This is a genomic window from Longicatena sp. 210702-DFI.1.196 (assembly GCF_020563125.1).
Lineage (GTDB): Bacteria > Bacillota_I > Bacilli_A > Erysipelotrichales > Erysipelotrichaceae > Longicatena > Longicatena caecimuris.
Genome location: NZ_JAJCPX010000006.1, coordinates 44730 through 67089, shown reverse-complemented (window position 1 = coordinate 67089; position 22360 = coordinate 44730). Strand labels below are relative to the sequence as shown.

At 37.4% G+C, this 22360-nt stretch carries 22 protein-coding genes; 3 read left to right on the top strand and 19 right to left on the bottom strand.

The features are described 5' to 3' along the window. Positions 1-136: 136 nt before the first annotated feature. Entirely contained in the window at positions 137-607 is a 471-nt protein-coding gene (locus LI241_RS04490) for a RidA family protein (protein WP_008688809.1), read from the bottom strand. Positions 608-620: 13 nt separating this feature from the next. Beyond that, positions 621-1877 carry a hemolysin family protein gene (locus LI241_RS04485; RefSeq protein ID WP_008688810.1) on the bottom strand — a complete coding sequence of 419 codons (1257 nt, stop codon included), beginning with the start codon at positions 1875-1877 and terminating at the stop codon, positions 621-623. 381 nt (positions 1878-2258) lie between these two features. Between LI241_RS04485 and LI241_RS04480 the strand changes: the two genes are divergently transcribed. Then, the gene (locus LI241_RS04480; protein ID WP_008688812.1) at positions 2259-2504 is read left to right on the top strand and encodes a DUF3892 domain-containing protein; all 246 of its coding nucleotides are present in this window, start codon (positions 2259-2261) and stop codon (positions 2502-2504) included. Between the two features lie 25 nt (positions 2505-2529). Here the strand turns inward: LI241_RS04480 and LI241_RS04475 are convergent, their stop codons facing one another. The 3 genes from LI241_RS04475 to rdgB are packed head-to-tail and all read right to left on the bottom strand — an operon-like array spanning position 2530 to position 5877. Further along, positions 2530-3108: a hypothetical protein gene (locus LI241_RS04475; RefSeq protein ID WP_008688813.1), complete on the bottom strand. Its 579-nt coding sequence runs from the start codon at positions 3106-3108 to the stop codon at positions 2530-2532. Beyond that, a complete protein-coding gene (locus tag LI241_RS04470; RefSeq protein WP_008688815.1) occupies positions 3108-3617 on the bottom strand; it encodes a tRNA (cytidine(34)-2'-O)-methyltransferase in 510 nt (169 codons plus the stop codon). Before LI241_RS04470 ends, LI241_RS04475 begins: the two co-directional genes overlap by 1 nt. 1 nt (position 3618) lies before the next feature. Beyond that, the gene (gene rdgB, locus LI241_RS15960; protein ID WP_008688817.1) at positions 3619-5877 is read right to left on the bottom strand and encodes an RdgB/HAM1 family non-canonical purine NTP pyrophosphatase; all 2259 of its coding nucleotides are present in this window, start codon (positions 5875-5877) and stop codon (positions 3619-3621) included. Positions 5878-5949: 72 nt separating this feature from the next. Here rdgB and LI241_RS04455 point away from each other — a divergent pair, with 72 nt between their 5' ends. After that, positions 5950-6792, top strand: a complete 843-nt coding sequence (locus LI241_RS04455; protein WP_017144635.1) for a choline/ethanolamine kinase family protein — start codon at positions 5950-5952, stop codon at positions 6790-6792. A gap of 107 nt (positions 6793-6899) precedes the next feature. On the opposite strand, the gene LI241_RS04450 is transcribed toward LI241_RS04455, so the two are convergent. Together LI241_RS04450 and LI241_RS04445 are read right to left on the bottom strand one after the other, a co-directional pair. Beyond that, on the bottom strand, positions 6900-7919 hold the full coding sequence (locus LI241_RS04450) for a LacI family DNA-binding transcriptional regulator (RefSeq protein WP_008688821.1): 1020 nt from the start codon (positions 7917-7919) through the stop codon (positions 6900-6902). Positions 7920-7956: 37 nt separating this feature from the next. Further along, positions 7957-8829, bottom strand: coding sequence for an HAD family hydrolase (locus LI241_RS04445; protein WP_226896919.1), 873 nt, complete (start codon positions 8827-8829; stop codon positions 7957-7959). A 133-nt stretch (positions 8830-8962) separates the two neighbouring features. Between LI241_RS04445 and bcp the strand changes: the two genes are divergently transcribed. Then, a complete protein-coding gene (bcp, locus tag LI241_RS04440) occupies positions 8963-9436 on the top strand; it encodes a thioredoxin-dependent thiol peroxidase (protein ID WP_008688826.1) in 474 nt (157 codons plus the stop codon). Positions 9437-9532: 96 nt separating this feature from the next. Here bcp and LI241_RS04435 read toward each other — a convergent pair whose 3' ends face one another. The 12 genes from LI241_RS04435 to LI241_RS04380 all read right to left on the bottom strand — a co-directional run bounded on the left by LI241_RS04435 (position 9533) and on the right by LI241_RS04380 (position 22285). Beyond that, positions 9533-9775, bottom strand: coding sequence for a PRC-barrel domain-containing protein (locus tag LI241_RS04435; protein WP_008688827.1), 243 nt, complete (start codon positions 9773-9775; stop codon positions 9533-9535). Between the two features lie 44 nt (positions 9776-9819). Continuing rightward, positions 9820-10599 carry a SigB/SigF/SigG family RNA polymerase sigma factor gene (locus tag LI241_RS04430; RefSeq protein ID WP_008688829.1) on the bottom strand — a complete coding sequence of 260 codons (780 nt, stop codon included), beginning with the start codon at positions 10597-10599 and terminating at the stop codon, positions 9820-9822. A gap of 545 nt (positions 10600-11144) precedes the next feature. Next, complete coding sequence (locus tag LI241_RS04425) at positions 11145-12041, bottom strand: glycyl-radical enzyme activating protein (protein WP_008688831.1); 897 nt, start codon at positions 12039-12041, stop codon at positions 11145-11147. Further along, positions 12034-14304 carry a pyruvate formate lyase family protein gene (locus tag LI241_RS04420; protein WP_008688833.1) on the bottom strand — a complete coding sequence of 757 codons (2271 nt, stop codon included), beginning with the start codon at positions 14302-14304 and terminating at the stop codon, positions 12034-12036. The genes LI241_RS04425 and LI241_RS04420 overlap by 8 nt, the downstream gene beginning before the upstream one ends. A 16-nt stretch (positions 14305-14320) precedes the next feature. Beyond that, complete coding sequence (locus tag LI241_RS04415; protein WP_008688836.1) at positions 14321-15070, bottom strand: N-acetylmannosamine-6-phosphate 2-epimerase; 750 nt, start codon at positions 15068-15070, stop codon at positions 14321-14323. A 267-nt stretch (positions 15071-15337) separates the two neighbouring features. After that, positions 15338-16054, bottom strand: a complete 717-nt coding sequence (gene sigK, locus LI241_RS04410; RefSeq protein ID WP_008688838.1) for an RNA polymerase sporulation sigma factor SigK — start codon at positions 16052-16054, stop codon at positions 15338-15340. Next, entirely contained in the window at positions 16054-16791 is a 738-nt protein-coding gene (locus LI241_RS04405) for a sigma-E processing peptidase SpoIIGA (protein WP_008688839.1), read from the bottom strand. The genes sigK and LI241_RS04405 overlap by 1 nt, the downstream gene beginning before the upstream one ends. Before the next feature lie 167 nt (positions 16792-16958). Further along, positions 16959-18149: a coenzyme F420-0:L-glutamate ligase gene (locus tag LI241_RS04400; RefSeq protein WP_008688842.1), complete on the bottom strand. Its 1191-nt coding sequence runs from the start codon at positions 18147-18149 to the stop codon at positions 16959-16961. A gap of 57 nt (positions 18150-18206) precedes the next feature. Then, positions 18207-18692, bottom strand: a complete 486-nt coding sequence (locus tag LI241_RS04395) for a metallophosphoesterase (RefSeq protein WP_008688843.1) — start codon at positions 18690-18692, stop codon at positions 18207-18209. 157 nt (positions 18693-18849) lie between these two features. Continuing rightward, positions 18850-19818 carry a GerMN domain-containing protein gene (locus LI241_RS04390; RefSeq protein WP_008688846.1) on the bottom strand — a complete coding sequence of 323 codons (969 nt, stop codon included), beginning with the start codon at positions 19816-19818 and terminating at the stop codon, positions 18850-18852. Between the two features lie 281 nt (positions 19819-20099). Further along, positions 20100-20912 carry a hypothetical protein gene (locus LI241_RS04385; protein ID WP_008688848.1) on the bottom strand — a complete coding sequence of 271 codons (813 nt, stop codon included), beginning with the start codon at positions 20910-20912 and terminating at the stop codon, positions 20100-20102. Between the two features lie 305 nt (positions 20913-21217). Then, positions 21218-22285: a M15 family metallopeptidase gene (locus tag LI241_RS04380; protein WP_008688851.1), complete on the bottom strand. Its 1068-nt coding sequence runs from the start codon at positions 22283-22285 to the stop codon at positions 21218-21220. Positions 22286-22360: the final 75 nt, after the last annotated feature.

The window sequence follows — 22360 nt, the reverse complement described above, 5'->3', positions numbered from 1 at the left end:
TGATAGTTTATCAAAAACATCTTTAAAAATTATCGAATATGGTTAAATTTTGATATGTAAAAAAAAGAAATCTTGATCCTTCAAAAATCAAGATTTCCTAATGTTTACAATACCTATATGATACGACATATAGCAATTAGTCGCAGCAGCCTCCATCACAGCCACCGCCACAGCTTGAGCATCCGCTTTGCTGCGCTGCCAACTGCTGTTCATAAACCAAAGTATCAATTACGATACATTCAATTTCTAATTTTACATCCTTAGGCAGACGTGCTACTTGTACACAGCTTCTTGCTGGATATGGTTCTTCTAAGTATGAACCATACACTTCATTCAGCTTATCAAAATCGTTTAGATCACTGACAAAAATTGTTGTTTTCACGATATGTTTATAATCAAGTCCCATATCATTTAAAACAGCCTTAATATTCTTCATAACCTGATGTGTCTGTTCTTCAATAGTAGTACCTTCGACTTCACCGGTTTCTGGATTCAAAGGAATTTGTCCTGATAAATAAACGAAATCACCCAACTTTACCGCTGGAGAATAAGGTCCTAATGCTTTTGGAGCCGTTTCTGGCTTAAATGCTTTTAAAAAGATATTCATGCTATGTAACCTCCTAGTCTAGCAATTCATCGTCATCATTTAATGACTTTATCTGTAACTCAAGTCTGGCAGCCATGCCATCCTTGGTATCCAGTACCTTGATCTCAAGATTTTCAAATTCAAGTTCACGACCTTTGCGTACCTTGCGATGCGCATTTAATTCATATATCCAAGCCGCAAAACTTCTGGCCTTGGTGATTGGGGCATCCTGATCATCGACATATTTATCGAAGAAATCGATCAAATTTACTTTCCCATCAATCACGAATGTGTGATGTCCAATTTCCACTACATGATTTGGCAAAGGGTCATATTCATCGTAGATTTCTCCAACCAGTTCTTCCAAGACATCTTCCAACGTTACAATACCAACATATACATGGGATGTTTGTGATTCTTCAACGATTGCCATATGCTCTCGCGACTTTTGAATATTTTCTAATACATCCGGCAGTTTTTTACGTTGAGTGACAAAGATTGGTTCCTGCATCATATCTTTTATGACGATTTCCCGCTCTTCTAATAAGGCATCTAAAACATCACGAACGCGTAAGATTCCCACGACCTCTAAGGTCTCATAAGAAATCACCGGTAATCGTGATAATTTATGATCCTTCAGCACCGCTTTTAACTGCTCATAAGTTGCATTATCATACAAGAAGACAACCTGATCTTTCGGCACCATGATATCACGAACATTTTTATCATCAAATTCGATGACACTTTCGATCAATTCACGCTCTTCCTGTTCCAGAACTCCTTCCTGCTCAATCGTTGAAACGATTTCCAGCAGTTCATCTTCCGTAGCTGTAACATTCTCAATGTCCATCTTCTTTTCCCAATGTCCTTCCAAAGATTCAACCACAAAAGAAATCGGGCGAAAGATCGTCACCATTACCGATAATGGTTTCGCAACCAAGAGCACAAAGGATTCTGCCTTTGCCTTTGCTACGATTTTAGGGGCAATTTCGCCAAACACTAAAATCAGAATAGTCATCACAGCCGTTGCCAAAGCAACACCGCTGGTGCCAAAGATATCGGTCAATAATGCTGTAGCCAATGAAGTAGCTAAAATGTTCACTACATTGTTTCCAATTAAGATTGTAGTGATCACCGCTGTAAAGTTCTTAGAAATAGTATAAGCTGTTTTGGCTTTTTTATTGCCGCTTTTCGCCATCTGTTTCAAACGTATCATATTCACACTGGAATATGCAGTTTCCGTAGATGAGAAAATAGCTGATAAAGCAATCAAAGCCACTAATGCAATCATGAGGCATATTCGCGATCCGTCCAAGTATAACCACTCCCTATTGTAATGTCGATTCGCATTTGCTCTTAAGTATAAGAGGTAAGAGGCATGGAACATCCTCTTACTATGGTAACTATTATAGCGTAAATTTAAAAAAATTCAATCACAATGCCTGTTTTCCTTAGGAATTCGCCTATCTTTCTCTTTTATTTTCTTTGCGATAACCACATTTTATCTTTTTATGGTACCGCTAATCTAGAAACATGTTTGCCTTTTTGAAAGGTGAAGAACTTATATAGGGAAAACCATAGTCAAAACGCTATCGTTTCCAGTTTTTCTCAAGGTTATTTCCAGTATAATTCGACATGTGAGGCTCACAATAATGACAGGAGGTAAGTAAAAATGAAAAAATCAAAAAACAGTGAAAGAACACGTTTCGTAGCTGCCCGTCGTAACTCTGATGGAACCTTAAGTGAGTTTAAAGACGAAAATGGCAATGTTTACGATTACGAACAGGCATTAGAGGCTGTTGAACAAGGTATGATTGAAAATGCCCTGCCTTTTACCGGCCGTGATGGTGCACGTCATATCCGTGGCGTCAACGATGGAGACAAATCAACCAACCTACGTAATCTAAAAGAATTCTAAGCAAAAAGAACATATGGCTAACGATTTATGCCGTATGTTCTTTTTCTTCAATGCAAAGATAACTTAACGCATGACGATAATAAAGGATGCGTCGATATAAATGATAAAACAAAACCCCTGTTATCAAAATACTACCTACAAGGAGAAAAGCTCCCAACATTCGTATATAAAGAATAGCTTGCGCAAGTGAAGATGCCCGAAGTCCCAACATGACACACCCAAACATGACGCAGATTTCCATGATTAGTACCAACAAAGTGATGCCGGTTATTTTTTTTCGTTCTAAAATGGGAAAACCTATTATCAGCATGAGAAGTACTAGTATTTCTAACGGTTGCACACAGGATAACATGCATCCTAGAATGCGCAGAATGGACATATTGGCAAGCGATATTAATTCTAGGACTAGCCTGGAAAGATACGTATAAGATAGCATGGGATCATCCAACATAGCATAAAGTGCATCATACGATTGCAAAGATAACAACCGCACACTGATATACACATAAGGTAATACTAAAAGCAACAGCAAACAAAGGAGTATAAGAAAAAACAGATGATATCGTTTTTTTCTTGTATCCACAAAATGATCCAGCCATTCCATTACTGACTCAGCCAGTCCTCTCCCTTAATAACCTCCACCGGGCTTAATCCTGGATAATCCAGCTGACGCAACACTTCATATATGATAATGGCGGCACAGTTGCTTAAATTAAGGCTTCGCGCATTGGCCACCATAGGCAGTCGCATACAATGATCCAATTGTTTGGCTAAAATCGCTTTTGGAATTCCTGTACTCTCCTTACCTAATACTAAATAAATATCGCCTTCACATTGTGTAAAATCAATCTGGCTAGGCGCCTGTTTGCCATAACGGGTCATATAATAATAGTTATTACTAGGATTTTGTTTCGTGAAGTCGTCCCAATTTTCATATAAGCGATAAACCAATTTCTTCATATAATCCATGCCTGCTCTGCGTAAATGGGCTTCATCCAAAGAAAAGCCAAGGGGCTGTATCAGGTGAAGTTTGGTATTGGTAGCCATACAGGTGCGCATCATATTCCCAGTGTTCTGCGGAATTTCCGGTTCATATAAAACTAAGTGCAGCATATTAATTATCTCCTTCCAGATAAGCAAGCAATTGTGCTAAAGCACGGCCGCGATGAGAAACGGCATTCTTTTTTTCTTCAGATACATTCGCCAATGTTGTCTGATATGGTGGATAATAAAAAATCGGATCGTAGCCAAAACCTTTTGCCCCTTCCATATGATCAGCCACCAAACCTTCAACGATCCCGGTAAATACTTGCTCTTTCCCATCTTCATCAACATAGGCAATCGCACAGACAAATTGACAGCCTTTATCTGCAACATGTTTACATTGATCGATAATATATTGATTCTTAACATCATAAGAAGTATCCCTTCCCATGAAACGGGCACTGTAAACACCTGGTTCTCCATGCATGGCATTCACAGCCAGACCACTGTCATCGGCAATTACAGCAATGTGGTATCGCTCATAGATGGCTCTTGCTTTTATCAAAGCATTTTCCTGAAAGGTCGTCCCGGTTTCTTCAATATCAATAGGCTCGTTAAGATCCAACAAACTTTTGATGTGATACCCCAATGGCTCTAACATCGCCTTAAATTCTTCGACTTTATGAGCGTTGCTTGTCGCAATCATCATTTCTTTCATATCTTTCAGCTCCTTTATATAAGTAAGTTCTTTATTCATAAACCAACGTCTTGGCAAGGTTTGTCGCGCATTGTACAAGATCAGTTGATAGCCAAACTGTCCATGATCATAACCAACATCAACTAAGCCATAACAAAATAATTCCTTTTGATTTGCGATGCCTTTACAAAAGGCAAAGGATAAGAGTTTTTTCTTTTCTTCTTGCGTGATCCAACAATCTGTAAAGCGATGTGGTTTCTGTTTAAAGCGTTTATAATAAGATCGTAGCAAGACAGCATCGATCGCTTGTTTGGACTGTTGTAAAATTGGATAAAAACAGGAAAACAGTTCATGTGGCTGATAAGGATGCGATAGTTTTTGATATTGTTCACCTAATGCCATGAATAAATCAAAAGGATTTTGATACCAGCCTAGCTCTAAGATTGCTTGTATACTATCTTTGGCGATGCCGCTATTCCAAAACTTTTCTACAGCATCGCCACAGGCATGCAACTGTTTCAATTCTTTTGTACTCAGCCATGAAGTAGCCACAACATCATAAGGTGCTGTTGTTTGGGCCTGTAACCCATAAGAAGAACTTTCCTTTTTTAACTTGGTACCCTTTAACAACTTTAAGATGCCCAACTGTACCTCGCTTGCCTGTAAGGCAAACAACGTATTAAAACTTTGTCGAAAGGTTGGCAAATCTTCATAAGGCAAGCCGGCAATCAAGTCCACATGCAGAATACAGCCGGCTTCACGCATTCGTTTAATGACTTGATGCAAACGTTCATTGTTTTGGATACGGCCTACGCTCTGTAAAGTTTTCGCATGAAACGATTGGACACCGATTTCAAAGCGAAATCTTGTTACATCTGCTTCTTTGGTGAAAAATTCCAATAACTCTTCACTTAATGTTTCTGCAACCACTTCAAATTGAAAAATCTGATTCTTACAATTTTGATTGATATAACGTGCAATACGCAAAGCTCGTTTAGGATCGGCATTAAAGGTACGATCTAAAAGCTTAACCTGCTTGACATCACTATTGGCGATTTGTTTAAGAATCTCCATAACATAGTCGATTGAAAACATACGGACACAACGATCCGCAGAGCTTAAACAATAGCTACAGCCATAGGGGCAACCACGACTCGTTTCCAAATAGAAATAACGATTTGCCATCTGCTGGCTATCCATAGCTAAAAAATATGGATTCGCTAATGTTTCCAACCACGACAATGCAACGCGTTGATAGTTTTTATTGGGAAATGCCTTTGTATAAATTCCCTCTACCTCATGAGGACTTTCTTCTTCCAGCATTGCTATATATTCCCAGACGCTTTTTTCACCTTCTCCGATGCTGATGGCATCTACGCCTTGCTCAAGCAAATCATAAGACTCATAACTCACTTCTGGACCGCCAACAAGAATATGCAAGTCAGGCTTTGTTTCCTTTAATAATCGTATGACAGCTTTGATGATTTCGATATTCCAAATATAACAGCTGAAACAGACAACTTCCACCTGCATAGATAAAATATCTTGTACAATATGTAGCGGATCATCCTTGATGACATATTCTTTCAAAAGCACATCCTCGCGATGCTCACATGCCACATACAGCCATCGCAATGCCAAATTTTTATGTATATATTTTGCATTACAGGTTGTAAGCAATGTTTTTTTCACATATCCACCTTCTTCGTCTACTTATTTTAACAAATTTCACGTAAATATGCTATGATTATACAGGTGATTCCTGTGAAAGATAATAATTTCCTCGACGCATTGTTTTTTGACCCTGATTTACAACTCAAAGACATGCAGAAAGGCTTAACAAATAAAAACTACCTGTTAACATTGGATGGTGAAGAATATGTTTTACGTATCCCTTTTGCCGATGCCGCAAACGTTGTTGACCGCCATCATGAAACACTTGCTTTACAAGCATTAAAAGATAGTGACATTGATGTAGATACCATATATTATGATGAAGTCAGTGGCTATAAAGTTACCCGTTATTTAAAAGATGTGGTAACCTATGAAGAATGCATATATGAGGATAAGATAGAACGTGTGGCCGCCCTAATGAAACGATTTCATGGATTGCACACCACCATTGGTGTTTCCTTTGACCCCATTGGACGTTATGTACAATATGCTCGTCACGTTAAACACCAGCCCTTTGCATTTCCTATGTTAAATGATCTCATCAAAGAGCTGCAGCACATGAAACGTACGCAGGTGTTATGTCATAATGATTGGGTAAGTGGCAACATTCTTTTTACGCCCGCTAAAACTTATCTCATCGATTATGAATATGCCGCTGATAACGACCCTTTATTTGATGTCATGTCCTTTTTAAGTGAAAATAACATCCAAGATGAAACGTTGCGCGAACGCTTTTATGCTGTTTATTTTGATACCATGGACGATCAGCTGCGTAAGGATTTGTTATGCTTTGAAGCATTTGAAGATGTGTTATGGTGTCATTGGGCCTTAATGATGTTTGAAAGTCGTCAAGATCCTGTTTATATGCACATAGCAAAAGCTAAAGCACAAGGCTATAATAACGTTATTAACAAATGGAAAGCTTATCAATAAAAAAAGCCATTCTACTGTTTACTTTACTGTAAACGTATATAGATGGCTTTTTCTATTGCTATAGAACATTTAGTCTTACGATAAGCATTCATGCTGTTTATAAAAAGTTATCGCACACTGTCTCCTTCTTGAAGGTAAAACATATTTTTTTGTTGGGGTATCGCTTTTTTTTCAATCAGCGCTTGTACTGCCGCAAAAACATCCTGTGCAAATACGTGATAATCATATACCACACTGGTCATGACTGGACTCATGATACGCGTAAGGTCCTGACCGCCAAAGCTAACCACAGAAACATTCTGAGGAACGCTAATATGATATTCTTGCACATACTTAGCAAAAGGAATCGCCAAAGCATCGTCCTGCAAAATCAATAAATCGAGTTGTTCGGCAAATAATTCCTTAATTCTGGCATAAGTATCCAAATAGCTGCCATCACTGATCTTAACCGCAAAATCGTGTGGTTGCTTCACTTCACGATAAGCCTCTTTTATACCTTCCATATGTAAGTTGGCCAACTGTACATTACTACCCAGGTAGCGAATCATCAAATGCTGCTTCTGCATCAGATACTTGCCTAACACTTCAGCAGCCTGTGTTTCAGGGATAGTAACACTAGTAATTCCTTCCCCTTTCGCACACAAATAAATGATTGGAATAGCCGTTGTTCGCATCTGTTTTTGAATAAATTCAACACTGGAACAGCTCATAACAAGAATCGCATCCATATTATTGACGATACAGGAAGTTAAATACGTTTCTTCCAGATCTTCCCGATTCTGTGTGAAATATACCTGCAGCAGACATCCCTGCGTATATAGCTCCTTACAGATCGCATCAAGTATCTCACGTGTTCTAGGCAACATCACCTGATCACACAATAAGGCGATACGATAGCCTCTGTTAACAGTGCTCTGTTTTTTTAGGACGCGTTTTTTCTTTTCTATTTTTACTTCTTCTTCGACTGCTTTCTTCATAGCTTTTGCGACATAGCCCGTTTCTTCGATGGCTTTAGCAATGCGAAGCGCAATATCCTCTTTGACGTTTTCATCTTTTAAATAACGGGATACAGTAGCTTTTGATACTTCAGCAAGAGCTGCCACATCCGCAAGAGTAGCTTTTTTCATCATCTTTTCCTCACTTCATTTCTATTGGTATTTTACCTTACTTTTCTTGAATTGACAAGGTTTCCAACAGCTGCTCCAAAATATCAGCAACGCCATCTTCCTCATTTGTATAACGGCTGATATAAGCAGCTGCCTTTTGGATGTAGCTATGTCCGTTCTTCATCGCAATACTGTTGGGAAATTCTTCAATCATACTAAGATCATTCAAGGAATCCCCAATGACCAAAACATCCTCTTTCGCAATGCCTTTTTCCTTACAAAAAGCCGCAAGTGCAATGCCTTTTTGGGCTGTTTTTTGCGTCACTTCAATATTATCTTCTATCGAATTGGTCACATGCAACGCCTGACATGCCTGTAATTCACTGCGTGCTTTTTCTAAATTCTGCGATAAACCGCCAAAAGCTTCCATCTTATATACAGGTATCTCTTCGCTCAAAAATGCAGAAATATCCTTTACTTCTCTGGCATAGCGACAAAACCCTGATTCATCCTTCATTTTCATAGCAATCCCCTCATCCAATCCCTGCTGTTGTAAATGCTCTAAAAAAGCTTTTACACAACGTTTTTCATCAGAGGTGATCGTTCCTATACCGGTAAACATATGATAGCAAATATCATACTTTTGAAAAATGGCATCTACCAAGCGGATATGCTCCTTTTTCATCGTTACTTCATAGAGTGCTTTCCCCTTTGCATCCGTAATCAAAGCCCCATTCAGCAGCAAATACTCACAATCTGGCAATACGTGTTCAAACATAGGAATAACACTTTGTGCCATTCTTCCGGTTGCCACCATAAATTGAATACCTTGTTCTGCTAATTTGGGCAATACTGCTTTACTTTTATCCGATAAGCCATGGTTGCCATCTAATAAGGTGCCATCTAAATCACAGGCAATTAATTTCATCATTTCTACCTACTTTCTTACTGGATATAGTGTATCATTAATATCCTGGTTTCGCCAATCTTTCATGCAAATTAATTGCTCCACTTCTTATTCATCGCGTATAATAAAATCATGAGATGAGAAAGGATGTATGATGATGTTAGAAATTGGAACTACGGCCATTGATTTTACCCTGCCGGATGAACAAGGCAATTTGATCAGTCTTCATTCCTTTAAAGGAAAAAAAATTGTATTATACTTTTATCCAAAAGATAATACCCCTGGATGCAGCAAGCAAGCCTGCGCCTTTAAAGCTGCTTATGATGTTTATAAAAGAAACGATATTATCGTTATCGGTATCAGTAAGGATTCTTCACGCTCGCATTTACGTTTTAAAGAGAAATACGATTTGCCTTTTATTTTATTATCCGATGAGGAACATAAAGTCATTGAAGCATATGATGTCTGGAAAGAGAAAAAACTATATGGTAAAACCTATATGGGCATTACGCGCAGTACCTATGTAATTGATGAAGAAGGCACGATCATCAAAACCTTTGAAAAAGCAAATCCTGCAACAAATGCACAGGATATCCTAGAGTATCTAGCGCAATTATCAAATGAGCAATAATCAACAAAAATAAGACTAACAAACAAAGAAAGAGGTCATAACCACATCTTCGATGATGCTCATATTCATCTTCGATGTATGGTTATATCCTCTTTTTTATGAAAAGCGAACAAGAATCACATCACCTTCTATGTTTTCTATTTCTTTCACCATGATCTGAATCTGTTCACATTTAAAAAACCACGGCAGCATCTTTTTAACAAATGGCTGCAAAGGCTGAACAAACAACGAATGAATCTCATAGGTACAAGGGTCAAAGCCAAGATCTACAACAAGTCCAACTAAAGAACCATCTGCTATGTTAATGACCTGTTTATTGCATATATCACTAAAGCGCATTTTCTCACCTACCATCAGTATATGAGAAATAACGATTTTGGTGCCTAGATTTCAAATTCTTTTTTAAGTAAGGCAATTGCATTTTTTTCTAGACGCGATACCTGTGCCTGCGAAATACCCAATTCATTGGCGATTTCTGTTTGTGTCTTATCCTGATAATAGCGTTTCTGAATAATATCCTTTTCTTTTCCCTTCAAGTTTCGCATGCTTTTTTTTAATGTCATATAATTCGATAAACGCTCAATTTCGTCCTTGTCATCCTTAATCTGATCCAATAGATACAGCTCATCACCATCCGAATTATAAACAGGTTCAAATATCGATACGACACTTTGCGTAGAATCTAATGCGTCAACAACATCCTTTTCTTTGACCTGTAGTTGTTCAGCCAGCCAATGAATCGTTGGCTCTTTTTGATGTTCATGGATATACTCTTCTTTTAAGCGAAAAACTTTATAGGCCAAATCCTTTAAATGCCGTGATACCCGAATTACTTGATTGTCACGCAGATAGCGTTTGATCTCTCCCATGATCATAGGGACTGCATAAGTGGAAAAACGTACTTCATGTTTTAAATCAAAGTTATCAATGGATTTCACCAGTCCAATGCAGCCAACCTGAAATAAGTCATCCATATTCTCGCAACGATTTGAAAAACGCTGAACGATGGACAACACCAACTTTAAATTCCCCTGTATCAAATCCTCTTTTGCCTGTTCATCCCCACTTTGATACTTTTTAAATAATTCTTTCATCTCCTCGTTGCTTAATACTTTTAAATCAGCCGTATGAATACCACTGATTACTACTTTATAACGACTCATGTAACTTCCACCTTCCTGCTTAAATGACTATACAAGAAGTGTTCCCTTGCCAAGATTTGCTTATGCCAGAATCCTACTGTAAGTAATTGGAAACAGAAAAGACTTGACAATCAAAAAAAAGAGATAGCATGAGGCCCATGAGGTTTATGCAAAAATGCGTTATACATGCTGCACAGATTGTTAGAAATGTAACAGCACAACGTACGTCATCATAATCAGCTAGTAACAAAGCAGCATCGCTTATGAAATAGGGGTTTGGGGTGAAGTAGTCGTTGCTTTATGTGCTTTTCATCAGCCAAAGATCCTGTACTACTTCACGCTAATATGGAAATTTATCATAAAAAAATGAGATATTTTATAGTCATAAAGATGAATGTAAGATAGTAAATGAATTCAAGCAAACCGTAAAAGAAGATATTGAGTAGTATACGTATAGAATAATAAAAAAGATTAACCTCTGTACAATACAGAAATTAATCTTTGCTTTCGTTTCTTTACTTTTAGTGAATATTGAAGCTCATTTCATCATGCTAAGTAGCACTTTTTTATCCACCTATTTGGGCATACATACCTTTTGCCAATGCATAGGCACGATAAGGCTCTAATACTTCATTCGCCATGATTTCGGTAGGAAAAACATATGGCTTTCCCATTTGTTCAGCTTTGCTTTTTCCCAGTGAATGATAGGGCAATAAATGCACGCTCTGCACACCCAATGCATGTAAATAGTCAAGTTCCTGATAAACCAAAGATGCCTCATCATTAAAGCCGGTGATGATCGGCATACGAACGATGACCTTATGAACATCTTGATGTAACAGATAGGCCAAATTGGTTTTTATCAGTTGTCCATTACCATGCGTGAACTGCAGAAGTTTTGCGTCGTCCAGATGTTTAAAGTCATACAGGAATAAGTCAATAAATGGCTCTGCTCGTTGCAAATCAGCCAACGGATAATTTCCTGTTGTTTCCACAGCTGTATGCAGACCTAATGCTTTCGCTTCTTGTAATATTTCGCATAATGATGTTACTTGTACAAATGGTTCACCACCACTAAACGTCACACCGCCATGACTCATATCATAATAATCCTTATCCTTCATGACTTCATGAAGAATTGCCTCGCTTTCCATATCTTCTCCACGCAGCTGCAAAGCATCTTGTAAACACATTTCTACACAGCTTTGACAACCATTACATCTTTGGGCATCGTGGTGAAACCTTCCTTTTTGGAAATGAATAGCTTTTTGTGGACAGCTTTGTTCACATGTATGGCAGCTTACACATTTACGCATATCATGCAAAAGTACCGGTTGACTGCTTTGTGTTTCCGGATTTGCACACCATGGGCAACAAAGTGTACAGCCTTTTAAAAATACCGTTGTACGAATACCAGGGCCATCATGAATAGCGAATCGTTCAATATGGGTAACGCTAATCATATAAGCACCTGCTTAATAATTCATCCTGAATATCTTTCGTCAAATTCACAAATACGGCACTATAGCCTGCTACACGGACGATCAAATCAGGGTATTTCTCAGGATGTTTTTGGGCATCCTCTAAGATACCATGATCCACAACCGTTACCATCAGCTGACAGCCACCTTTATCAAAATATGTCTGAAACAACATTTTGATCTTTTCACGATCTTCTCGAAACATCCGTGGGGTAAATTTGATATTCTGCACACTGCCTCCATGATACTTTGCCTGAAATTTTGCTAACGAATTTAAACAAGCCGTTGGTCCATTCTTGGCAGCCCCACCTTGCGGATTATTTGCCGGATTCATAAACACTCCGGCTTTACGTCCATCTAAACTTGCCCATGTTTGATGTCCCCAATCGGTATTCGTTTGATTATTGGATATAACGATTAAATAATAGCCCAGTCCCTTTTGGATGCCTCTTTGTCGAATGCCTTTTGCAACATATTCATATAAATCATTTGCTAATGCATCACATTCTTTTGCATCATTGCCGTATTTATCTTGCCGCAATAGTTCCTTACGAATATGCTCATAACCATTAAAATCTGCCATCTGCGCCTCATGGAGTTGAGCAAGTGTATACTTTCCTTCCTCATACACCAACTTTTTAATGGCATATAAGGCATCACTGGTATTGATATTGCCATAGGTTTCATTTGTACCACCTAAAATTTCTACACCACCATCCAATAGCGCTTTCTTACGATGAATACAATCATCCATTAAAATTGATGTAAAGAGGAAGGACACTTCTTGATTCATGACTTCATAGGAGTGCAGTTGGGCATCGACACTTAAATCAAAATAATAATCCAACACTTCTTTATAGGTATTGTATAAATCATCAAAGCTTTTAAATTCTTCACAAGGCGGTACGTGTACAGGTCCGGCTTTATATTTTTGATCGTTAGGATCAATGCCTTTATTCAAAGTTATATTCAATAGTTTTAACAGATTCAGCAAGGTATTCGGTGTTCCCACACTTTTCCCTTGAATGACATATTCACCACAGCCAAAAGGTACATACTGCTGGGCAATTGCTTCTTCCACGCGCATGGCATGCATGACAGCCGGCACATTCACATCATCATTATACAAAGTAGGATACGTAGCTCCACTGCCGATACAATCGTATGCCATATCCATGATATCCACTGGCGTATCTTTAGAAAAGCGTAATGTAAACTGTGGTTCTACATATCGTGTATCACGGCAAACGCGTAATGCAATACGGGCAAAGGTATCTGCTTCTTTAGGATGCTCACGTCCTACACCACCGACGATGATACGTCCATTTACCGTCGTACGACGATTTTCAATCATCTTCCATAAAGATTTCAGATAGCGATATGCCTCATCCTCATCAAGTCTTCCTGCATCCAGATCGTTTTGTAAATAAGGACCCAGCACATCATCCATACGTCCATAATTTATAACACCGGCACATAATGCATAGATCCAAAACAGCTGGAGACTTTGATGAAACGTTGTTGGCGGTTGTTCACGAATAAAACGTAAATCGGCTTCCATTAGTTGCAAATCCAGCAAGCGTTGTTTGCTTGCGTTTTGTTTGGCATCCTGTACCAATGCAATTTGTTTGTCGATTACTTTCTGCAATAATTCCATTGCTTCATAACTGGCACACAAAAACGCATTATCTCCTTGTTGGCGAATATCTTTCTTTAATCCTTCGATCCCCTCACGCATTAAGCGTTTATAATTCAACATCATGCCGCTTAAACGAGCCGTTGCCATAAAAGGATAATGGCAGTCAATAAAACGTCCTGTTGTATCCTCCGTTAACACATCCTGACAATAAATAGCTTTGACATCATGCTCTTGCCAATAGTCGTATAAAGCATCTACGCGTTTCTTATCTTCCGTATTCGTTAATTGTTCTTTAAATGCTCTTAGCTTATGAAATACGCAATAATGACCAACACCGCCTATACTTGTTACACTGCCAAACCCAATAGGCAGAAAATCTAAGCGGCCGGCAATTAAATCATCATCTTCAAGAGAGCGAAACAACACCGGAAAAATGGTAGACAGACAACGAATTTCTCTTTCTGCCTTATCAAGTCCTGCGCTATCCTTGTGTGCTTTGGTATAGGCTTCCATGATATTCAGTTGTTCTTCGATACTCTTTTCACAGGGAATCGGTTTGGATACTTCCACATTCTGTGCCCCATCTATATTGATCTTGTGTTTCATGTTCACACTTCCTATCTTAATGTTTTGCTTTTTCAGCCTCTCTCCAATTATCCTGATAGCCACCTAACAAATCTACGAAACGCTTAGCAGTCAAATGCGGACGTGTGATTGCACTTCCTACAACAACGGCATGCGCTCCTAAATATATGCACTTCATCGCATCTTCCGGTGTATACAGATGACCTTCCATCATCATATAAACATCATCCTTAAAATCACGACACATCTTCGCAAACAATCGGTAATCAGCACCTTCAATATGAGCAGTTTCTTTGGTATAGCCATATAACGTCGGTGCAACAATATCCGCACCATGCGCAATCGCATGTGCTGCCTCTTCATAACTTGATACATCCGCAAAGATAATAGCTTCGGGAATTTCCTTTTTCACGATATCCAGCAAATCCCAAGCAATCGTTTTTTCATGTGTGATTTGTTTTGTACAATCCAAAGCAATAATTTCAGCACCAGCTTCCCAAACCGCTTTTGCTGCTTCCAAAGTTGGCGTTATAAAAACATCTGTATCCTCATGCCAAATCTTCCATAAACCAATCATTGGCAAATCAACTTTTTCCTTGATGGCCTTGATTTGTTCCGGTGAATTTGCACGTATTCCGACCGCACCGGCCCATTTGGCAGCTTCTGCCATCTTTACAACGATATCCTCAGTATAAATAGGATCATCCTTTTGTACCTGACAAGATACGATTAATCCGTTTTTAAAGCTTTCCAGCAACGCTTTTTTTCTTTCATCTGTAGTTTTCATAACAATCCTCCTGCATCCTTTTCTTTGCTTTCATTATATTCTTCACGTTGTAGCTTGTCAATCATATTTATTCATATTTATTCTTTTTGAATCATTTTGAATCATTCAAACTTTCTTATTTTACTAGTGACCTGATATGATTCTTCGATTAAGTTAAAAAAGAGCTTCCTATGCGGAAAGCCCTAACATAATATGATAAATTTTGACAGTATTAAGGAAATAGCAACCATTTAGATCATGTATGGTTACAGATTACTTTTACTTACCCTATTCTTGCATACTATGATTCTTTTTCATCTGTACCTTTAATTTTTGAATGATCCGTTTTTCCAAGCGTGAGATATAAGACTGAGAGATTCCCAAGCGTTTCGCGATATCTTTCTGTGTTAACTCTTCGTGCTCAATACCATACCGCATTTGCAAGATTTGACGTTCTCTGTCTTTTAAGGTTGCCATGGCCGCCAATAATTCACGCTTATTTTCTTGCTTCTCAAACTCTTTCGTAACGATATCATCATCTGTTCCTAATATATCAGACAATAACAATTCATTTCCATCATAATCAATATTTAAAGGCTCATCAAAACTTACTTCCACTTTACGACGACTTTTCTTACGTAAAAACATCAGAATTTCATTCTCAATACAACGGGAAGCATATGTTACCAGCTTAATATTTTTATCACGTTTAAATGTATTGACCGCCTTAATCAAACCAATAGAGCCGATACTGATGAGATCTTCCATAAAAATCGGATTGGTTTCATAACGTTTCGCAATATAGACGACCAAGCGTAAATTATGTTCAATTAACTTATTGCGTGCTTCTTCATCACCATTTTCCAAAGCAATCAACGCTGCTAATTCTTCATCTTTCTCTAATGGCTTTGGTAAAACATCACTGCCTTGGATATACCAAACTTGTAAATCATCGCGACTGCCAAACAGCCACTTTAAAAATGTCCAAAGTTTCTTCATTCTCATCACCCCATCGTCATCACTTTCATATTTAACAGCAACTCACTGTGCATAGGCAGTTTCAAATCTTCTTGCAGATGTACGAGTACCTTTCTTTTATGACAACCGTGCAACTTCAATTCACATGTATAGCACGGTAAACTGCTTTCTTCCTGAACTGTCTTCATTACTACTAATTGTATGCGTTCATCCACAAAATATGACAGATAACGACGTTGTAGAAAGACAACCGGTATCCCCTCATGACTAAGCAGATTTCCACTATCCAAATACCCAATAACCTTAAAATGTTTGTTACCTACATAAAGCGTCAAGGGATATAAGCAATTTTTTTCACTAAAGCGTATCCGCCAACGACTTTTACAGAAAAATAGAAATAACAAATACAATAGCCAGCAGGGTATGATTGATGCCTGAATGGGCACAAACCAAAAACCATTATGAAAGCTGCCTTGATAAATAACATAACTTGTTAGCATACAAAGCACACGGAAACAGAAAGCAACTATATATGTTTTTCTAGCATACCGAAAAAGGGTTAGAAAAAAAAGAAGCTCAACAAGTATGACGATGAAAAGACTACCATCTTGCCACAAGCTGACACTCAGCATAGATATTACAGCCGCATAGAAAAGAAGATGCAGATCTTTTAATGGCTGAAACATAGCATAACTAGCAAAAAGCGCCGATAGATACAATAACAAAACACCGTTCAGCCAAGATACCTCAACATAGCTTTCCATCTTCCTCACCTCATGCATATTATAGTCATCCTTGCGTACACATGTTGTCGAGAAATGCTTTATCTGTAAAAACCATTTTCATTAATGTGACACATGTCTCATTAAAAAAAGCATCTCTCTTGTTTTAACAATAGAGATGCCTGATATACAGTATTAGAACATCGTTTTTAGTTTGTAAAATTATCAAAATATCCTTGTACTAATACGATTGGCGTTCCTTTATCACCAGATCCACTCGTCAAATCACATAAAGAGCCAATCAAATCGGTCAATCTTCTAGGCGTTGTACCCTGTGATGCCATATCGCCTTTTAAGTCATCATCTTTTTCTTTAATTTTCGCCTCGATTGCCTTCTGTAAAGCTTCACCTTTCAAGTTCGCAAAATCATTATCCGCCAGATATTTCAGCTTCAACTCATTTGGTGTTCCTTCAAGACCTGCCGTGTATGCAGGTGAAACACATGGATCAGCCAATTCCCAGATCTTACCAACAGGATCTTTAAATGCTCCATCACCATAAACCATAACTTCGATATGTTTATCTGTTAACTTTAACAGCTGACTTTGGATATCTTCTACTAGATCCTGACATTCACGTGGAAACAATTTGACCATATCCTCTGTTGATTTATTAGAGCCTAAAAGACCATAGGAAGTATTATATCCACTACCATCTATAGAGGAAGTCATAATATCATCCAACCCACATACACGTTCAGCACCATTTGCCTTTAAGATGCGTTTCGTACGAGCGCGTGTATGGATATCACATGTTAATACGTTTTTGGTATACTTTAGAATTGTTTTCGCGTTATTAGAGAAGATGATTTCAACCTCTGCACCACATTCACGAATTAGATTACCATAATATTCCACATAATCAATGCCTGTAAAAGGATGTGGATTTTCTCCAAACAGTGAACGATATTTCTCAAGTGACAATACATCACTATAAGGGTTAATACCAGCTTCATCCAGCTGATCCAGGCTTACTAATTCATTACCTACCTCATCACTTGGATAGCTTAACATCAGGACAACTTTTTTAGCGCCTTTTGCAATACCTTTCAAACAAATAGCAAAACGGTTACGTGAAAGAATCGGGAAGATTACCCCAATGGTTTCACCGCCCAGTTTTTGTTTGACATCCTGTGCAATGGCATCTACTGATGCATAGTTTCCTTGTGCTCTGGCAACGATTGATTCTGTAATTGCCACAACATCACGATCACGAAGGGCGAAGCCTTCTGCCTGTGCAGCCTCAACCACACTGTTTACTACGATGCCTGCAAGATCGTCACCCTCACGGATGATAGGACAGCGGACACCTCTTGAAATAGTTCCAACTTTTCTTTCCATAATACCCTAATACCTTTCCTTTGCATTCCGCACAAAAACCGTATCTATGTACGGTCCTTACCAGAAAAACTTGCTTTTCTTCTGTGGGAGAAAAATGAATTCCACATCAACCTGTTCCTCTTGCAGTGTCAATATTGCATAGGATGGCCCTCTGCCATCACGGCTTCTCCATAAAGAACCGGGATTGATCAGACGTATCCCATGAACGACATCATCTGCAGCAACATGCGTGTGTCCGTAGCAAACGATATCACAGTCTTTTGCTTTTGCCGTATCTGCCATTTGTTCCAATCGTTTAATATAAGAAAAATGATGACCATGTGTCATATAGATACGATGACTGCCAGCCGTTATTACACGTTCATCTGGATAATCATAATAAATATCGTTATTCCCCTGTACGACGATATAAGACGGATAGTTTTCCGCATAATCCTCAATATCACCACAATGTAGGTAGGCATCCGCATCCGGATGTTTTTCAACGATCTGTTCCAGAATTCCCTGTTTTCCATGACTGTCGCTTACTACGATAATTTTCATCTTAACCACCTGTTATTAGTATAGCATAAACATGATATTCATGCTATATTTTCTTATGTTTGTTGTCAATACATAACAATTGATTCCTTACCTATATCCAAATGAAAACCAGTCCTGATGGGAAAAAACTGGCTTTTAGCGATTATCCTAATATTTATTAAAAAGCTATTTCATTATAAGATAGATCATATACCGAAACAGCACTTTCCTGCTGTTGTGGCATCACACTGACACCATCTACTTTTACCTGTACTTTATCGACTCCACTTAAAGCGCTTAATGATAAAATCAAAGAATCATACAAATCTTCCTTTACACTTTTATCTGAAGAAAGTAAATTTTTATTGATATCCACGATCAAAGTACCATTAGAAAATTGAAAATTATTTATTTTAACATCGTCCTGATATAGTGGTTGTGATAATTCGCTGCTTGCACTCACATCGCTGATAACTTGTAAAACCCCTTCTTTAATGCTGTCACTTGCATGCATCACACGTTTACTGCGCGGTATCAAAAATTGCTGGCCTTCAATTTTCTTTGCGCAATATACCGTAACACTATCCGAAGTATGCAACGCACTGGTGGCTGTTTCAAAATGATTAATACCGATACCGCGATTCAATACATCGGGAATCGGTGTCTGCGCATTTGGCATACTAGATAATTTTACGCCATTCAATTGTATTTCCAGTTGTTCTACATCATGAAACTGGGTGGCTCCCCACGTTAGCGATTCCAGTACACGTAGTTCATCTTCTTTCTGATAGTTTTTTAAACTATCATCAAAATCCATAACGGCCTTGCCATTAGCAATCATCACCTTTTTCACCGTACACTCTTTAGTAAATAAAGGTAAAAAACCTTTAATATTTTGCTTACCGCTCATATAGGATACCATCAGCTGTAATTTGTCTTCTTCATTCATCTCTTCACTTACAGGAATGCTTAAAGGTACCAGACTATGATCATGATCTTTTAGATACACTTGCATATGTGTACTTTCATCTTGTACAGATAACACTGTTTGTGTATCTTCCGTTCTTGGAAAATAGCGGATTGACAGGTAACTGATCATCGCTATCGCTCCAAATAAAAAAGCCAGCGGTTTCTTATACTTCGGCATTTGATCACCTCTGCTATATTCTATGTATTGCCTTTTTATATAAGAACTGCTTATAGAACTTTCATAAAAAGAATCCAATAAGAAACTATGTAGTAAATCGTCTAAAGATAGATCGATCACCCATAGTTTCTTGCTCTTTTAATGAACTTATTCCCTAATTTGAAAACAACGTATAATATAAAAGTTTATTGAGCAGCAACATGAACTACGCATTGCGAAATTCTCCCAATATTTGTAATATAATTAAAGTCTAATTCTTCTTTATCATGAAATCATACTACTTAGGATACTTTCTTTCTTTTGACAATTATAACAATTTCAAGAACAGCCAGTACAAGTAAACACACGGTTCCCAGAATCATAAATTTATACCAATTACTGAATATGGAAGACTCCGACATTTGATCACTGACAACTACCCTTTCCTCTTTATCTAGTAACTGTGCTATTTGATCAGTATTGGCAGATTTAATATAAACATAATAATCTTTGATATGTGTGTCTTGAATGACGTTTACTTTCTTTTTTAGCATGTCAAACGTACGCATCGTTATATAATCACCACTCGGTATCGTAGATTTTTGTGGAACAAATTTAGGAAGTTTGTTTCTATCTAAAATGGCTTTACCTTCTATTGGAAATGATTCAAATTCAGCCTTATCTTTGTCTATAAGAAATTTCAAATTGAGATTTCCAGATTCCTCATCATCATAACGATATAAAACAGAATCCTTAGGATTATTAATACCATAATAATTAAAAAATGAATCATCCGCTATCTGTATTGAATATGGTGAAACGTTATTCTTCCCATATGTTTTATAAGCAGTAAAATCAGGTATAGCTATTGTGAAAATTTCTGCTTGTATATTATGTGTTTTTAAAATTTCCGCAAGTTCCTCTTTTTTATTTTCGATAGCTTTCATTTCCTTTTTCTCATTATCAAGTTCATAAGAAACAATAACGAAATCTCCGCTTTTAATTTCCAATTGTATCTTATCAATCTTTAGAAAACTAACAATCATACCTGCAACAATAATCACCATACCTATCATAGGAAACAGCTTGATTAAATTCCCCTTTTTTTTCATCATGATATTTACCTACCTTTTACAACTTTACTATATCAAATTCTTATCCAACATTCAATTGAAGAAAGGCCAGCTAAGGAATAACTATGCATATTCGTGTACTTAGCATACATAAATCTCATAAAAAGCGCACCTTCATTCAATATCCAATGAACGAAGGTGCACTTCCATCTGGTGTATTCTTATCCTAAAGGCTTAATCTTATCTATTATAGCCTCTTATATATGATTGATTTTTTCATAGATACAATTTTGCCTTTTGCCCTTGATGACTTATGAGAAATTTAAAAGATGTCGTAATGATATCTTTTAAGAAACATCATCAGCATTTACTTCTTCTAACACCTTATTATTATCATGCATATACTTTGCTAAATCTTTTCCTACATAACGTAATGTATATGGCTGGTATTTCTTCTTGGTCACATCATCAGCCTGTTTAGGATAACGAACGATAAAACCATATTTATAAGCATTATCCTTTAACCAAATCGCCTGTTCTTGTTCTTCTTCACTCGGTGCTTTCGTTGTCTTTGTATCTTTTGAAGAAGTATTTTTGTCTTTATCTTTTTTATTCGTCTTCGCTTTTTCTTTTGGCTTTAATTGAATCGTATATCCTAATTGGTATTCATTACGACCTGGATAATCCCAATAAGAAAACACCTCGTCCTTGTATTTTGTCAAAGCCTTATCATATAAAGGAAATTGATCTTCATACGATAAATATCCGGCAACGATTTCCATATCCCCAAAGGTTTTTTGATTAATTTCTTTAGCGGCTTTGGCTAATTCATGAAGTGGTTTTACAACTTCTTTGCGAATTGTAACATCATTGCTATTCGTGATAGAATCATGAGGTAAATCATTAATCGAAACCAAATCATTAGGTTCATAGATATATAATGTTTCTTTATCGCCTATTGTTGTTAAGATATCTTTAGGATCCGCAATCAATTTTGCATCATCCTCAAAACCATCCCCTTCATCAAAGAAACGAGTCAGCACATTATAAGAATAATTGCTTAACATATCCTTTAACGTTCCATATTCCATTTGCTGGCGATATTTGTTAATAAAAGAAACGACGTATGACTTACTTTCTTTCCGTGTATGGTAAGCTGTATCATACCATAACGTATTTGTTAATTCAAAGCCTTCTGTTGTTATGTAAGGAAGAAATTCTTTTGGTTCAATTTTTTGCGTTACTAAGTAATTAATTTCCTCTGTATCAAAATGTTCCAACACTAAGTTACGTTGCTCATCTGTTAATTCATATGGATATCTTGCCAATTCATCATAATGTTCATTCATCTTCCACAGACAAAAAACAAATAAAACGATAAGAGAAAGGACAAATATAGTTCTTTTTACTTTCATAGGCTACACCTCGTTTTCTATTATACCATGACTTTGCAATGAAACACATGTAAATTCCTTACGAAATCATGTCTG